Origin of the sequence: Frigidibacter sp. MR17.14, from assembly GCF_037095735.1 — a bacterium.
Lineage (GTDB): Bacteria > Pseudomonadota > Alphaproteobacteria > Rhodobacterales > Rhodobacteraceae > Frigidibacter.
On sequence record NZ_JBAWKD010000010.1, the window covers coordinates 1 to 15172 of the forward strand.

Below are 15172 nucleotides of genomic sequence, written 5' to 3' on the forward strand. Positions count from 1 at the left end.
TTCCCGCTCTGTCTTCAGCCCACGGCAATGATCTCGGCGGTGCCGAGGGTGTTGTATCTGTTCATGATGGCGATGCGGATCTGGATCTCTGCGGTCTGCCGGTCGGGGTCGCGCGAGGCGATGCGTTCGCCGAAGGCTTTCAGGCAATTCATACGTGCCTCGACCCGACTTCGGACGTGGTAGCCGACCGAACGTTTCCAGTTGGCTCGTCCCAGGCGTCGCGTCTCGTGCAGGATGTTGTTTCGGGCGCGGGCGGCCGGGCAATCCTCTTTCCAGGGACGGCCATTCCTGCGGATCGGTATGAGCGCTTTGGCTCCCCGTGCGACGATCGCCCCATGGCATCGCCTGGTGTCATAGGCGCCGTCAGCCGCGACCGAACAGATCTCTTCATGCTCGGGAAGTTGCGCCAGAAGATCTGGCAGCATCGGGCTGTCGCCCTGCCGACTGGACGTGAATTCGACGGCTCGGACATCGCCGGTCTGCGCGTCCATGCCGATATGGACCTTGCGCCATTGCCTGCGGCGCGACCTACCATGCTTGCGTGCCTGCCACTCGCCATCACCGCGGAACTTGATGCCAGTGCTGTCCACCAGCAAGGTCACGGGGCCGTGCGGGCGGCGATAGGGGATCTGCACCGCAATCCGTGCCTGACGTCGGCACAGCGTGGAATAATCCGGCCCGGGCCAGTCCAGCCCCGCCATCTCGATCAGGCTGGCGACCAGCCCAGCCGTCTGCCGTAGCGGCAGGCCGAGCAATACCTTCAGCGTGAGGCAAGTTTGGATCGCGGCCTCCGAGAAGGTCTCTGGGTGACCGCGCTTGCCCGTCTTGGCCGCGTGCCAAGTCATCGTCGGGTCGAACCAGATCGAGAGAGATCCGCGGCGTCGCAGCGCTGCATTGTAGTCGGACCAGTTCGTCGTGCGGTAGCGCGGGGAAGAAGGCTTCGGCATGGCCCGAGGCTAACACTCAGGACTTACGACCTGAATCCGCCTCACCGATAAGTGCAACAACGCCGGTCCCGGTCGAAACCTTTCGCGTGCGAAAGGTTTTTGGCGCAGTCCCGCGACCGCGGGCCCGTCAGCTTCATGGCCTGATCCGCATTCGGGCCCGATCCGCACCAGGGCAGATCGTCAAAAGACCCTGTTTCGGGCGAAAAGACTCTCTCGGGGCCCTGCCCGGGGCTCGAAAACCTTTCGCGCGCGAAAGGTTTCGGCGGTCCCTCTGCGCGGCAGCCGCCGGCCCAGCCCGCGCGCGCCCGGCTCTGGACACCCTCTTCGGATCCGGTCCCGCGACCTGTGTCGGGTTCGAAAACCTTTCGCGCGCGAAAGGTTTCAGCCGGCGATGAAGCTGCGCAGCCGGGCCACCAGCGCGGCATGCGAGGGGCCCATCTCGGTCGCCGGCGGCGGCGGCGCGAGGTCGGGGCGGGCCAGCAGCGGGCCCAGATCCGCCACCTCCCAAGCGACATGCACGCCTGGCAGCGCCTCGACCTGGCGGGCGGTGGCCAGCTGGTGGTCGTTGCGGTGCTCGCCCATCGCATGGCGGCGCGGCAGCACCACCAAGGGCTTGCCCCAGCGCCGCGCCGACAGGATCGTGCCGATCCCGGCATGGCCCACCACCACGCGGGCGGCGGTGAAATGCGTCTCGAACTCGGCGGGCGTCAGGGTCCGGTGCAGCGAAAGTCCGGGAGAGGGGCCGGCTCCGGTCCAGCCCGGCGCGGGCTCGGTCCCGGTCTGGATCACGATCTCTTCGCCAAGGGTCGGGACGAGGGCGACGAGCGCCTCGATCAGGCGGGGGAAGGGCAGCTGGGTGCCGACGGTGGCGAAGATCACAGCACCGCCCCCGCGTAATCCGCGCCGGCCTCGGCCGCGACATGCTCCCATTGCGACATCCACAGATGCGCGAAGCGCCGGGCGAGCCGGCCCGAGGAGGACATCTCCTCGGCATTGGCGACGCTGTCGACCCAGATGGTGCGCGCCCCCATGGCCCGGCCGATCGCCAGCGCGATCACCCCGGGCAGCGCCCCGGTAGAGAGGATCACCTGCGGGCGCAGCCGCAGGATCAGTCCGGCCAGCCGCAGCGTGCAGGCCAGCGCCGCCGCCTTCTCGTCGCGGTTGCAGTCGGGGATCAGGTGATAGGGCCGGGCGTCGAACTGCTCGGGCAGGCCGGGCAGGGTGGTGGCGAAGGTCACGTCATGGCCCTCGAAGGCCGGGCGCATCAGCATCAGCTGCTGCCAGTGTCCACCGCCCGAGGCGATCGCCAATATCCGTTTCGTCACCCTGTCCGCTCCGTCTCTCGTCTTCATGCTCTGATGGCGCCAGACTGCGGTGCAAAGCGGCCGCTTGCAACGCCGTCCCGGCGGCAAACGCCGCAGCGCGGCAAAAGGGGCCAGCGCCCCTGTTCGGGCAACGGATTGTCCCTGCCTTGTCCACGATGATCGCAAGAACGACATGCCGATGGCGATGCACGGAACCTATTCCGCGCCGCGGCGATTGCGCTCCGGGGCGGGGACATTCAGACTGGTACGACTAGTAGGAACAGGCGGCAAGATGACGACGACGGATCTGGAACCCGGGACTTGGACCGCAGCGAGCGGCGGGATGCCGCTTCCCGCAGCAACGACGGCCGCCGGACGCCCCTCGCCATCGCCCCGCGGCCCCGACCTCACGGTCATTGTCGTCAGCTACAACACCCGCGCGCTGACCCTGAAATGTCTCGAGACGCTTTATTCCAACACCGCAGTGCCCTTCCGCTGCGTGCTCTGGGACAACGATTCAGAGGATGGTTCGGCAACGGCGGTGGCGGCGGCATTCCCTCAGGTGGATGTTGTGGCGTCTCGGGACAATCTCGGTTTTGCGCGGGCCAACAATGTCGTCGCGGAAGGCGCCGATACCGAATGGCTGCTGCTTCTGAACCCGGACACCGAAGTGCATCCGGGGGCGATCGATGCGCTGATGGCCTTTTCGATGGCTCACCCCGAGGCAGGCATCACAGGCGGCCGCACGGTGTTTCCTGACGGCTCGCTGAACATCGCCTCCTGCTGGATGCGCATCACGCCCTGGTCGGCATTCTGCATGGCGACCGGTCTCACGACGGTCTTCCGCGGCTCGGCCCTGTTCAATCCCGAGGGAATGGGCAGCTGGCAGCGCGACACGGTGCGCGAGGTCGACATCGTGGTCGGCTGCTTCCTGATGATCCGCCGCAGCCTCTGGAACGAACTCGGCGGCTTCGATCTGCGCTACTTCATGTATGGCGAAGAGGCAGACCTCTGCCTGCGCGCCCGGGCGAAAGGCTACCGGCCGATGATCACCCCCGAGGCGCAGATCATGCATCTGGTGGGGGCTTCGTCGGGCAAGGTCGCCAACAAGGTGATGATGGTCGCCAAGAGCCGGGTGACGCTGATCCGCGATCACTGGCCCGCGGCTTTGGTGCCGCTCGGGGTCGGGCTGATGTGGCTCTGGGCCGGCACGCGGGTTGCCGCGGCGCTGGCCCTGGCGCTTGCCGGGCGCGGGGCGGCGCTGGAGAAGTGGCGCCTGATCTGGGCCGGACGCCGCGACTGGCTGGCGGGGTACCGTGCATGAGCGCGCAAGACCCTGCTCACAAGGCGCGTCCCTCGAAGGCGGCGCGGTTGCTGCGCTTGCTGAAGTCGACCTGCGACCCCCGGGCCTGGGCCCATGCGGTGAAGATCGTCAATTACTACAACTATTCCCACGTCCAGCCGCTGCGAAAGATCCGGCTCGGCCCCGGAGCGAACATCAGTCCGACGGCTCTCTTCGCGAATCCCGAAAGGATCGAGATCGGGGCGCGGGTGCGCATCGGGTCGGACTGCATGCTCTGGGCGGGGCCGGGCCGCGGCCGGCTGGTGATCGGGGAGGACGTGTTGTTCGGACCGGGAGTGATGATCACGGCTGCCAACTACCGCTTCGACGACGGACATCCGGTCACGGATCAGGCGATGGACGAAGCCGATGTGGTGATCGGCAACGATGTCTGGCTTGGAACCCGTGCGGTGATCCTGCCCGGGGCGCGGATCGGCGATGGTGCGATCATCGGGGCCCATGCGGTGGTGCGGGGCGAGATCCCGGCGATGGCGGTCGCGGTCGGCGCTCCGGCCCGGGTCGTCTCGCAGCGCATCATCGGCGGCTGATCCGCTCGGGCGCGGCATCCCAAACCACCCGGGCCCGCAGCCCGCGGTGGTTCGAGCCGAGATCCTCTCCCCAGGGACGCAGCCCTTCCAGCCGGGCGCCGCCCGCCACGAGCATGTGGTCGATCGGCACACCGAAACGCCCGGCCCAGGCCGGCCATGTTGCCACCGGCCAAGCCGGTGCAGCAAGCTTGGCCTCGGTCATGAGGGCGCGCATCGGGCGGCTCCAGTCGGCGCTGTTGAAATCGCCGGTCACCAGCACCGGGCCCGGCGCCTGCCGGGTGCGGTCGATCACGTACCAGCGATCGTCCTCGAGATAGCCGTAGAACCAGGGCTTGGCGATATGCGCGGCAATCACCGTCAAGGGCGGGCTGTGCTCTGGCGCGCCCTCGGGGCGCAGCGCGAAGCGCAGCAGCCGCCCGGGGCGTGAGCTGGGCAACCGCTGTACCGAGCCTGGCAAGAAGGCGTGCCGCGACAGGGCTACGACCTCGCAGATCCGGTGGTGGTCGCAGCCGATCCTTGCGGGATATCCCCGCGCGAGCCGGGCGAGTTCGGGGCGCAGCGGGCTGGCTTCTGCCAGGATCACGAGGTCGGCCCCGCTTTCCTCGATTGCCGCGGCGAGCTGCGAGGGGGGGGTGGGATTGTCCATGAAGAGGTTGAGCCAGATCACGTCGAGACCGGTGGAGAGACGGGTGGAGGCCGCTTCCGGACGGAGGGGGGGCGCGGCGTTCGCTGCCTGCAGCTGCTGACCGATCATCAGGCCTGCCGCGCCTCCGGACGCCGTGATCAGGGCTGCCAGCCCCAGTGCCAGAGTGCTGCGCCCGGGGCGTATGGCCAGCGCTGCGGCTGCCAGCAGGGCCGCCAGTCCGAGCATGTGCGGCGCAAGCGAGTCTAGCATCCGCCCGAAGGTTCCAAGCACCGCGCCGTCCGGCCAAAGCGGACTGGTCGCACCTGCCAGCGCGAGCGCCGCGGCGAGGCGTGTCAGTCGACGGGCCACGGCGCCGGACGGTCCGAGCATTCCGATCAGCCTCGGGGCCGACTGCCGATCGCTGGTCTGGCGCCGACACGCCCGAGCCGGGCAAGAATCCGGCTCTTGGCGTCGAGCGCAGGCCGTTCGAGGATGTGCCAGGACAGGATGGCGCAGAGCAGTGTCGGCGGCAGGGAGTAGAGGACATTCTCCAGCGGCGTTTGCGCCCCGAAAGCCCAGACGGCCCATCCCTGCAGCGGGAAGGCATAGAGATAGATGCCGTAGGAATAGTCTCCGACGCGGTTGTAGACGCGCAGCACGCCCCGCGGGACATACCCTGCCCAGAAGGTGGCGTAGCTGACCGCAAGGATGAGGGCGGGATAATAGACTGCGCTGTCTCGCGTGGCCCAGGCCAGGCCCGCGGTCAGCGCGACGCCGACGATCGACATCGGCAGCCGGTCCCGCCAGACGTGGAATCCCGCGCCCAGAGCGAAGGGAAGCGACAGTTGCAGGAATTCGGGCAGCGGTTGCGGCAGCCGGACAGCGTAGCTCAGCAGGACCCAAGCCACGCCATAAGCTGCCAGCAGCGCCGTTGCCCGCATCCGGCTGGCCCATAGGCCGAGGAGACCGGCGGCGAAGACGCCCATGTAGCAGGTCACCTCGTGGCGCAGCGTCCAGATCGAACCGACGATGCTATGGAACGGCTGGTGTTCGAAGACCCCTGGCAGCGTGAAGACCGGCTTGTAGAGCACGAGGTTGCGCAGGAAGAACAGATAGGTTTCGGGCAGGGTCAGATAGTCGCTGGCCCAGAGTTCGGTCACGACCGGCCCCAGCAGGAAGGCGACCAGCGCGAGGTTGACGATCAACCCGGGAAACAGGCGCAATGCGCGGGCAAGCAGGAAGCTGGCATGGCTCGACGAGCGCTCGAAGCTCGCGGTGATGAGAAAGCCCGAGACCGCGAAGAACACGACCACCGCGAGGAAGCCCAGCGGATGGCCGACACTTTGCTTCAGCGGTTCGGTCGATCCCGCACCGAGCGCGATGGGCCAGGCATGGGAGACCAGCACCGCAGTGGCTGCGATCGCCCTTATCAGATTGAGGTTGTTGTCGCGCCCGGTGGCGAGGGTGCCAAGAGAGGTCATGCGGCGGGCGGGGTCCTTCTGAAGGCCTTGAGAGCGGCGGGCATGTCGTTAACGGCGGCAAAGGCTTCGTGGGTCCGGTCGCGGACCCTCAAATTTCTCGCGCGTGCAGAACCATAACCCCGAAGGCGGCGGAAAGGCCAGAAGCGGGCAGCCCGATCGGTCGTCACGCTTGCGAGACAGGGCCGGTGCGTGCACTGTCAGCGAGTTCGCGCAGCATCGCTTCCAGCCGCGCGGCCATCGCCGCGCTGTCGAAGCGGGCGGCCAGCGCCCGCGCCCGCGCGCCCATCCGCGCCCGCGCCGCCGGGTCGCGCGCCAGCGCCAGCATCCGCGCCGCCTGCCCCGCCACATCGCCCTCGGCGAAGAGATGACCGTTCTCGCCCTCGACCATCTGGTCGACGAGCCCCCCCGAGGCCGACGCCAGCAGCGGAAGACCCGCCGCGCCCGCCTCGGTCAGGGTGACGCCGAAGCCCTCGACCCAGCCGCGGTGGCGGCGCGAATGCTGCAGGTAGACGTGGGCCTGCGCCAGCTCGGCCGCGATCGCCTTGGGCGCGAGCCGCCCGGTCAGACGCACCCGCCCCTGGAGCCCGCGCGCGCGGATTTCGGCCGAGAGAGGGTCGAAGAGCGGACCGAAACCGATCAGCACCAGCTCGGCTTCCGGGCAGTCGGGCAGGATCCGGGCGAAGGCCTCGAGGCTCTCGCGCATGCCCTTCTCCTCCGACAGTCGCCCGACGGAGACGAAGCGCACCGGGGTCGCGGCGGTCGCCGGCGGCTGGGCGGGCAGCGGCCCGGCGGCGAACAGCGCGAGCGGCGCGCCGCAGGGAATCACCTCGACCCGGGGCGGCAGGCCGAGCGGGGCCAGCCGCTCGAGCTGGTGGGCGCCGACCGCGACCAGACCCTGCGCCCGGGCCAGAGCCTGTTTCAGGGCGGCGCGATAGGCCGGCTCCGCCATCAGCGCCGAGGCGTCGCGACCATGGACATGGATCACCAGCGGCAGGTCCGGCGGCAGCGCCTGAGCCAGCGGGATCGCCGACCAGCCGAACTGCGCCAGCACGATGTCGGGACGCGCCCGGTCCAGGGCGCGGACGATCGCGGCACGCTCGGCGCCCGAGATCCGGTAGGCGCCGGCCCGGCCCGCCTTGCGCAGCCCACGCGCCAGCAGGCCGCGCGGGGCGGGGAAGGGCCCCTCGATCGCCGCCGTGGCAAGGCCCGGCGGCGGCGGCGCGGCCTCGGGGTGACGCTCCCAGCCCAGAAGCGTGGTCGCGAAGCCGTCCAGCGCCAGCGCCTGACGCTCCATCCAGACTTCGGACGGAATGCCGAGGCTACGGGTGACCACGGCGAGGCGGGGCGGCGATGTGGGCATGGGACGTCCTGTCGAGAGGGCCGGGGAGGCGGCAGCAGGGCGATCTTGGGGATTTGGCCGGGAAGGTCCAGCGCCTTGCCGTCCGGTCGGCGTCTGTCACCGTCACGGTTGACGGCGGACCGGCGCGGGCCATCATGCAGGCGGGGCCGGCTTCCGGGTCCCGCTGCGAAAGGATGCCACCGCTTGTCCCCTGCCGAGCCCCTCCTGTTCCCGACCCCGTCGACCGGGGCGTCCGGCCCCGTTCCGCGGATCTCGGTGATCCTGCCCGCCTGGAATGCGGCGGGCTTTCTCGAACGGGCCGTGGCCTCGGTGCGCGCGCAACAGGGGGTCGCACCCGGGGAGGTCGAGATCGTGATCGTCGACGACGGCTCGACCGATGCGACCGCGGCGGTGATCGCGCGTCTGGCGGCCGCCGATCCGGGCATCGTCGCGGTGCTGGGCGGGGCGAACCAGGGCCCGGCGGGGGCGCGCAACACCGCGCTGTCCCGGGCGCGGGGAAGCTGGATCGCGGTGCTCGATGCCGACGATGCCTATGCGCCGGGGCGGCTGGCCCGGCTGGTTGCGCAGGCCGAGGCCTCGGGGCTCGATGCCATCGCCGACCTGCCGTTGCTCTATGACCTCGCCGCCGGCTGTCCCGCGCCCGACAGCCTGCAGCATCCGGCCGCGGGGGGGCTGCGGCGGCTCGGGTTTCGCGACTTCCTCGGGCGGGATGCGGCGACCGGGCTCGACCTCGGGCTGCTGAAGCCGGTGTTCCATGCCCGGCTGAAGGCGCAGGGGCTTCTGGAATACCCCGCCGGGCTGCGCCATGGCGAGGATTGCGCGATGTATGTGGCGATGACCCGCGCGGGGGCCGCCTTCGGCCTGCTCGAAGAGGCGCATTACGTGTTCTCGACCCGGATCGGGGCGGTGTCGGGCGCGCGCTCGCCGGGCTCGGTCACGGATGTCGACTACCGGGCGGTGGCGGCCGAGGCCGAGCGGCTGCGCGCGGCGCTGGCGGCGCAGGGAGAGATGGACGCCGAGCTGTCGGCGCTGCTCGATGCGCGGGTGGCGGGGGCGCTGCAGGCCAACCGCCGCTATGGCTGGACGGTGCTGCGGCGGCGCGAATGGGGGCGGCTGCGTCTTTGGCTGGGCAAGGATCGGCGCAATTGGTCGGAGCTGGCGAGGGTTCTTGGCGCGAAGCTTGCGGGCCAGCGCGGGCTGCCGGGCTAGGGACCGCCGGTCTTAGGACTGTTCAGTTGCAGCATTTATTTTCTGCAGCTGCGAGATTTTCGTGGAGGCCGGGCTATAGTGCAGGCATGGTTCTGATTGTGCTTGGGCGGATGTAGATGCCGAGGGTGATTTTGCAGGAACAGGTGGCGGATGGTCGAGGGGAGAGAACGGCCTGGCTGGATGTCGGACGGGGCGTGTCGATCGTCCTGGTCGTCTTCTACCATGTCATCATGCTCTTCGAGCTCCACGGGCTGCCCTTCGCCTCGGTCTACGACAAGCTGAACGGGCCGATGCAACTCGTGCGGATGCCGCTTTTCTTCACCATGTCGGCATTGCTGATCTCTTCCCGTCTCGCGCTTCCCTGGCGGCAATATGCAAACCGGTACCTGCTGCCGACGGCCTGGCTGTTCCTGGTCTGGAACTCGTTGTACCTCCTGACCAAGGAGAGCGCGCCCTGGTCGCAGATCCTCACCTCGATCTACACGGTTTCGGACCTGATCACCCATCTGTGGTTTCTCTGGGCGCTGGTGTTGTTCCGCTGTCTGGCCAAGCTGCTCGCTCCGGTCCGCCATATGGCGATCGTCGTCGCCATGGGGCTTTCCATAGCCGGGTTCCAGCGGTTGTCCGGCACTGCGGATCTGACCTTCGCCGAACTCAACATCCTCAAATATGCGTTCTTCTTCCTCGCCGCCGTCTGGTACGGCCGCCCGCTCGCGCAGAGCGTGGAGCGCAGGCCTTGGCTGTGGGTCGCGGCCGCAGGCGCGGGTATGGGGCTTTCCTGGATCGTCTACATCAAGGTTCTGGTGGCGGTGACCGGTGTCTTCTCTGCCGCCGCCGTCGCCGTTCTGATCGCCCGCCATCTGCCGCGGCTCAGCAGCGGTCTGACCTGGCTTGGCCGCCGTTCGCTCGAGATCTTCCTGCTTCATTTCGCGTTCATCACGTGGCTACTGCCGCTCACCGAAGGCCTGCCCGGCAGTGTCTGGTGGGCGACGCCCTGCGTGATGCTCGCGGCCATAGCCGGCTCTCTGGCCATCCGGCCGCTCGCCGAGCCCTTTGCGCCCTGGTTGTTCGAACTGCCCAAGTGGCGAACGGCGGTCCGGGCCTGAGGCGTCGACACGGGCCTGGACAGGACCGCGGGAGCTCATTTCTGCGCGAGCGAGAGGAGATAGGCCACAATCGCGGCGGTCTCGTCATCGGGGCGCGGGCTCACCGCCATCTTCGTGCCGGGGATCATCGTCAGCGGATCGGTGGCGAAGCTTGCGATCAGCTCCGGCTCCCAGACGAAATCGGCCGAGGCCAGCCCTTCGGAATAGGCAAAGCCCGGCATCGTGCCGGCCTTGCGGCCGATCACGCCCAGAAGGCTTGGCCCGACGCGGTTCTCGTCACTGCTCAGTGCATGGCAGGGCCGGCAGGCCTCGGCCAGGTGGTTTCCACGGGCAACGAGTGCGAGGTCTGCGGGAGACGAGGCGGACGGTGTCCGGCCCGGTGGCAGCACGCTCAGCGGCAGCACCAGCGCCGCGGTGCCGAAGACGGCCACCACCGAGCGCCAGGGGGCGGCGAGCTGCAGAGCGGGGGGCGCGGCGCGCAGCACCAGCCCCAGGGCCGCCAGCACCGCCAGAGCCCAGAGCAGGATCCCGGGGCCCGCGGCAAGGAAGCGCAGCGTCAGGACGGCCGCCAGAGACAGGGCCCAGAGCGCCCATGCCGTCCGGGTCGCCCCCCTGCGCAACCAGACCGCGACCGGGGGGAGGACAAGGGCGAGCAGCACGGCCGGCAGTCGGGGCAAAGGCCGCGCAGAGGGGAGGGGCAGGGCGGTCATGCCCGCCCCCCGAGCCGTTCGGCGAGCCGCAGCGACATCGCGATGATCATCATCGTCGGACCCGAATAGCCGGCCGAGGGAAAGACCGCGCTGCCGCCAACATGCAGGTTCGCCACGCCGTGCACCTTCTGCCAGCGGTCGACCACGCCCTCTTCGGGCCGGTCGGCCATCCGCAGGGTGCCGATATGGTGGTAATGACCCTCGACCCGCGCCTCGACGAGGGGGCGGGTGATCTCCTCCTCCTCGATCCGGCCGTAGCCGAGCGCGGCCAGCTCGCGCCCGATCGCGCGCTGGCCGCGGGCGATCGTGTCGATGTCTGCATCGCTCACCCGCCAGTCGAGATCGGCGATCCGGCTGCCCAGTGCGTCGCGCCGCTGCGACAGCACGACCCGGCTGTCGCGGTTCGGCGCCTGTTCGATCCGGTGGTCGAGAAGGTAGACCGGCGGCGGCCGGAAGCCGCTGCGGCGGGTCTGGCGCCAGCGCCGGGTCCCGTCGAGCTCGGCCATCACCGCGGCGATGTCGGCGAAGAGCTGGCGGTCCGCGGGGGCGAGCAGATCGGCCTTGAGCCGGCCGCGCGCGGCCTCGGCTTCGGGCGAGACATAGACCGGGGTGAAGCGGCAATAATACTGCAAAAGACCCTGTTCGCGCAGGAAGTCGTCGGTGAAGGAGAGGTTGGCGTTCAACCGGCGCCGGCGCGCGGCATCGAAGTCGTAAAGCGCGGGAAACCGCTCCGAGGGGATGAAGCGCGAGGCCTCGACATGGGCATGGTCCGAAAAATACCGGCCCACGAGGTCATGGGCATTGCCCACGCCCTGCGGGATGACATCGTCCGACGCCAGCATCAGCCGCGCATTCTCGATGGCATGGGCGCAGAGCACGTAGTCCTCCGCCTCGATCCGGTGGGCGACGCCGCTGAGCGTGCGGGCTTCGAGATGATCGACCCGGGTGCCGGTCGGATCGAGGGCGATCTTCGTCACCGAGAGGTTCAGCACCGGGGTGACGCCGGGCGCGGTGGCGATCTCGTCGCGGAAGATCTGGCCGAGACGGATGTCGGGGGCGAGTTCGAAGATCTTGGTCATCAGATGCGTGCCGTGACGCTCGACCAGCTGGTCGGGGTCAAGGCCCCGCCCTCTGACCACTGCCGCGGGGTCGAAGGCTGCGGCGGTAATGCCGAGCGAGGCTCCGGCGGCCTCGATGTAGGGGGCCAGATCCTCGTGCCCGATCGGCCAGCCGGGCAGGCCGAGGGCGGGGCGCGGTTCGTAGTCGATCGGGTCGTTGGCGCGACAGAAGCCCGACCAGTGGTTGGTCGTGCCGCCGAAATAGCGCAGCCGGCAGGATGTGAGTTCGAAATAGCGCTGGCCGAGCTGGTGACCGGCGAAGAGCATCTGGGTCGCGCCGTCGATCTCGAGGCCGCCGGATTCGATCAGCAGCACGCCGGGGCGGGTCTTCGCCAGCGCCCGGGCAAGGGTGATCCCGGCGGCGCCGGCGCCGACGATGCAGACCGAGCCGCGCAGGATCCGCGGTGCCGAGGGATCGCGGGCATCGACGAAAGCGGTCATGCTGCGGGCCCGGACGCAGGCTCTGTTCCGGCCGGATGGCGGGAGCGGGCCCAGGCGGAGAGGCAGAGCGCGGCCTCGGTTTCGGAGAGGGCGATGGAGCCGGCCGGGCCGGGCAGGGCGACGATCCGGCCGGCGCGGTGATCCGCGGCCGCGGCGGCGGCGATCGCGGCCCTCGGGAGCAAGGCCAGGGCTTGCCCATGAGCGGCAAGCCCGTTGCGCCGAGCCTCGGACAGGGTCGCGTCGAGAACTTTTCCGAGACGCGGGAGGGCGGACGGCTGGGTCTCTGGCAGGGCATGTGCGAAGGATGGCAGCAGGCAACTTGCCGCCGAGGCGAAGAGCAGGTGTCTTCTCAGCATATGGACCTCAAAAAGGAGCCATTGGAACAACCCTAGGGGATTGTTCGCGAGACGCAAAGCTTTTCGAAAGCAAGATCCGGGCGACAATCGGAGGCGGAAAGTCGCTTTGATGCATCCGGCAGGGAAAGCGGTGCCGCGCCTTGTGGAGCATGGGGGCGAGCACTAAACTCCTGCCCCGGGTGAGGTCGTTTCCGGCGCGGAGTTCTCTACAGGCATGGCATCGATCGACCAGATGGCGGGCAGCCGTCCCGGGCGCGGCGCGGCCCTGGCGGCTGCGATCGAAAAGGGTTCGGCACCGGCTTTGCTGATCCTGTTCCTGTTCACCGTGCTGATGCCGATCAGGTTCAGTGTCGGCGGGACCGTCCTTTCACCGATCCGGGTCTATCTGCTGATCGCGATCCTTCCATGTGCGATCCAGGTCTTTTCAGGCAGACTTGGACGGGTGATGCTGGTGGACTGGCTGTTTCTGGCTTACGGATTCTGGCTGTTCATGTCCTTGGTGATCACAACAAGCGGCGGTCGCATTCCGTTTGCCGGGATCACCGCGGTGGAACTGGTGGGAGGGTATTTCGTCGGGCGCTTCCTTGTGCGCACCGAAACCGACTATCGCCGGATGATCCGCTTCGTCGTGATCGCCATCGCCTGTCTCATGCCCTTCGCAGTCTATGAAAGCTTCACCGGCAAGCTGGTGATCCCCGACCTGCTGCGCCCGGTCTTCGACACGCCTTATCGCGGCCGCAGTGCCTATGGCCGTTGGGGGCTCGAGCGCGTTTACGGCGTGTTCGAACATCCGATCCTGTGGGGGCTGTTCTGCTCAATGCCGCTCGCCAATGCCGTGATGCTGTCGCGCGGCAAGATCTCTAAGATGATCCCCGGCGCCGGGCTGGCGATTTATGGCACATTCATTTCCCTGTCCTCGGCGCCGCTGTTGTCGATCATGCTGCAGGTGATGATGCTGGCGTGGGGCTTCGTGATGCGGGGGCGCTGGAAGCTGCTTTTGATCCTGACGGGGGCCGCGTATGTCGTGATCGACATGCTGTCGAACCGGACGCCGGTGACGCTGCTGATCGGCACGCTGACCTTCAATCCGGGCACAGGATACACTCGGATCGCGATCTTCGACTATGCTTGGGCAGGGGTGAAGACATCGCCCTGGATCGGGCTCGGCTTCCAGGACTGGGATCGCCCCGGCTGGCTGACGACGTCGGTCGATAACTTCTGGCTGATGATCGCTGTCCGTTGCGGCATCGTCGGGGCCGGCCTGCTGATGGCGGCCTTCCTGATGCACCTCGTGCTGCTTTCCCGTGCAAAGATTGCCGATCCCGGCTTAAAAGCGCTGCGCGTCGGCCATGGGATCGTTGTCGTCGGCGTCGCCTTCACCTTGGCGACGGTCTACATGTGGGGAGCGATCTCGGTTTTCGTGATGTTCTATCTCGGGGCTGGAGCTTGGCTTTATACCCAGGACCACAACCACTCCGATGCACAGACCGCGCCGGTCGAGACCGATTCGGGGCCGCGCTATACCCGCTTCGCTCGCGTATCCCGTGGCGGCCGACCGCTGACCATCCCGCCGACCCCCGAGCCTGCCATAGTCAAGAATGCCCGCGACAGCGGGACGGAACCCGCCACGCCTTACAGCCGTTTCGCCCGAAAGCCTTCCCTCCCGCGCCCCAACCGGACCTCCTGATGAGCCAGGCCCTCCCGCCAGAGACCATGACCGCCCCCCTCGTCTGCGTCGTCATCCCCTGCCACGACCGCGCCGACACCGTCGAGGAGGCGGTGCGCTCGGTTCTGGAGCAGACGGACGCGCCCCCCTTCGAGGTGGTCGCGGTCGACGACCATTCGCGCGACGACACGCTGGCGGTGCTGCGCCGCATCGACGACCCGCGGCTGCGCATCGCCGAAAACCGGGGTAGGCCCGGCGTTTCGGCCACCCGCAACCTCGGCGCGGCGCTGGCCGCCCCTTCGGCGCGCTGGATCGCCTTTCAGGACAGCGACGATGTCTGGATGCCCCAGAAGCTCTCGCGGCAGATCGCGCGGCTCGAGGGGTCGTCTTTCGTCGCGTCCTACTGCGGAATGCTGGTCAAGGCCGATGCCCGCCCCGAGACCCGGGTGCAGGCGCGCTTCCCCGATCCCTCGATCGCGCCGCTTTCGGGCGACATCCTGCCCAGCCTGGCGCGGGGCAGCTATCTGTCGACCCAGATGCTGGTGATCCGGCGCGACGTCTACGAGGCGACCGGCGGCTTCGACGAGGTTTTGCAGGCACTGGTCGACTGGGAGCTGATGCTGCGGGTCGCGCAGGCGGGACCGGTTGACTTCGTGGACGAGGACTTGGTCGTGCAGCGGATGTCCGAGAACTCGATCACCCGGTCGAGCCGCAAGCGCCTGGCCGCGCAGGCGCATATCCTCGAGAAGCACGGGGCGCTGCTGGCGCGCTATCCCGGCGTGCTTGCCCATCACCACCACCGCCTGGCCGGCGCTCACCGCGCCTTTGGCGAATTCGCCGAGGCCGCGGCCCATGCGGGGCTGGCCTTGCGGGCCCGGCCGGGCGATCCGAAGTATCTTGCCAATCTTCTCTACCTGAGAGGGCGCCACCGTTTCGGCTGAGCCCTTCGCGCGAAAGGA

14 protein-coding genes are annotated in these 15172 nt (G+C 68.6%); 6 read left to right on the forward strand and 8 right to left on the reverse strand.

Going from position 1 to position 15172, the window contains the following annotated elements; all coding sequences use genetic code 11:
- Nucleotides 1-14: 14 nt before the first annotated feature.
- From V8J36_RS18570 to V8J36_RS18580, 3 genes are all read right to left on the reverse strand, one after another.
- On the reverse strand, nt 15-947 hold the full coding sequence (locus V8J36_RS18570; protein ID WP_336468813.1) for an IS5 family transposase: 933 nt from the start codon (nt 945-947) through the stop codon (nt 15-17).
- 381 nt (nt 948-1328) lie between these two features.
- The gene (locus V8J36_RS18575) at nt 1329-1826 is read right to left on the reverse strand and encodes a glycosyltransferase (protein ID WP_336468814.1); all 498 of its coding nucleotides are present in this window, start codon (nt 1824-1826) and stop codon (nt 1329-1331) included.
- The gene (locus V8J36_RS18580; RefSeq protein WP_336468815.1) at nt 1823-2272 is read right to left on the reverse strand and encodes a UDP-N-acetylglucosamine--LPS N-acetylglucosamine transferase; all 450 of its coding nucleotides are present in this window, start codon (nt 2270-2272) and stop codon (nt 1823-1825) included. The genes V8J36_RS18575 and V8J36_RS18580 overlap by 4 nt, the downstream gene beginning before the upstream one ends.
- A gap of 64 nt (nt 2273-2336) precedes the next feature.
- Between V8J36_RS18580 and V8J36_RS18585 the strand changes: the two genes are divergently transcribed.
- A complete protein-coding gene (locus tag V8J36_RS18585; protein WP_336468816.1) occupies nt 2337-3575 on the forward strand; it encodes a glycosyltransferase family 2 protein in 1239 nt (412 codons plus the stop codon).
- On the forward strand, nt 3572-4141 hold the full coding sequence (locus V8J36_RS18590) for an acyltransferase (RefSeq protein ID WP_336468817.1): 570 nt from the start codon (nt 3572-3574) through the stop codon (nt 4139-4141). Before V8J36_RS18585 ends, V8J36_RS18590 begins: the two co-directional genes overlap by 4 nt.
- Here V8J36_RS18590 and V8J36_RS18595 read toward each other — a convergent pair.
- From V8J36_RS18595 to V8J36_RS18605, 3 genes are all read right to left on the reverse strand, one after another.
- Nucleotides 4128-5156 (reverse strand): endonuclease/exonuclease/phosphatase family protein, encoded by a 1029-nt coding sequence (locus V8J36_RS18595; protein ID WP_336468818.1) that lies wholly within the window; start codon nt 5154-5156, stop codon nt 4128-4130. The genes V8J36_RS18590 and V8J36_RS18595 overlap by 14 nt on opposite strands.
- 5 nt (nt 5157-5161) lie before the next feature.
- Entirely contained in the window at nt 5162-6247 is a 1086-nt protein-coding gene (locus tag V8J36_RS18600; RefSeq protein ID WP_336468819.1) for an acyltransferase family protein, read from the reverse strand.
- 163 nt (nt 6248-6410) lie between these two features.
- The gene (locus tag V8J36_RS18605) at nt 6411-7607 is read right to left on the reverse strand and encodes a glycosyltransferase (protein ID WP_336468820.1); all 1197 of its coding nucleotides are present in this window, start codon (nt 7605-7607) and stop codon (nt 6411-6413) included.
- Between the two features lie 183 nt (nt 7608-7790).
- Between V8J36_RS18605 and V8J36_RS18610 the strand changes: the two genes are divergently transcribed.
- Both V8J36_RS18610 and V8J36_RS18615 read left to right on the forward strand, forming a co-directional pair.
- Nucleotides 7791-8816, forward strand: a complete 1026-nt coding sequence (locus tag V8J36_RS18610; protein WP_336468821.1) for a glycosyltransferase family 2 protein — start codon at nt 7791-7793, stop codon at nt 8814-8816.
- 116 nt (nt 8817-8932) lie between these two features.
- Nucleotides 8933-9922 carry an acyltransferase family protein gene (locus tag V8J36_RS18615; protein ID WP_336468822.1) on the forward strand — a complete coding sequence of 330 codons (990 nt, stop codon included), beginning with the start codon at nt 8933-8935 and terminating at the stop codon, nt 9920-9922.
- A gap of 35 nt (nt 9923-9957) precedes the next feature.
- On the opposite strand, the gene V8J36_RS18620 is transcribed toward V8J36_RS18615, so the two are convergent.
- Both V8J36_RS18620 and V8J36_RS18625 read right to left on the reverse strand, forming a co-directional pair.
- Nucleotides 9958-10581 carry a c-type cytochrome gene (locus V8J36_RS18620; RefSeq protein WP_336468823.1) on the reverse strand — a complete coding sequence of 208 codons (624 nt, stop codon included), beginning with the start codon at nt 10579-10581 and terminating at the stop codon, nt 9958-9960.
- A gap of 47 nt (nt 10582-10628) precedes the next feature.
- The gene (locus V8J36_RS18625; RefSeq protein ID WP_336468824.1) at nt 10629-12191 is read right to left on the reverse strand and encodes a GMC family oxidoreductase; all 1563 of its coding nucleotides are present in this window, start codon (nt 12189-12191) and stop codon (nt 10629-10631) included.
- 570 nt (nt 12192-12761) lie between these two features.
- Here V8J36_RS18625 and V8J36_RS18630 point away from each other — a divergent pair.
- Nucleotides 12762-14234, forward strand: a complete 1473-nt coding sequence (locus V8J36_RS18630) for an O-antigen ligase family protein (RefSeq protein ID WP_336468825.1) — start codon at nt 12762-12764, stop codon at nt 14232-14234.
- Nucleotides 14234-15154, forward strand: a complete 921-nt coding sequence (locus tag V8J36_RS18635; protein WP_336468826.1) for a glycosyltransferase family 2 protein — start codon at nt 14234-14236, stop codon at nt 15152-15154. The genes V8J36_RS18630 and V8J36_RS18635 overlap by 1 nt, the downstream gene beginning before the upstream one ends.
- Nucleotides 15155-15172: the final 18 nt, after the last annotated feature.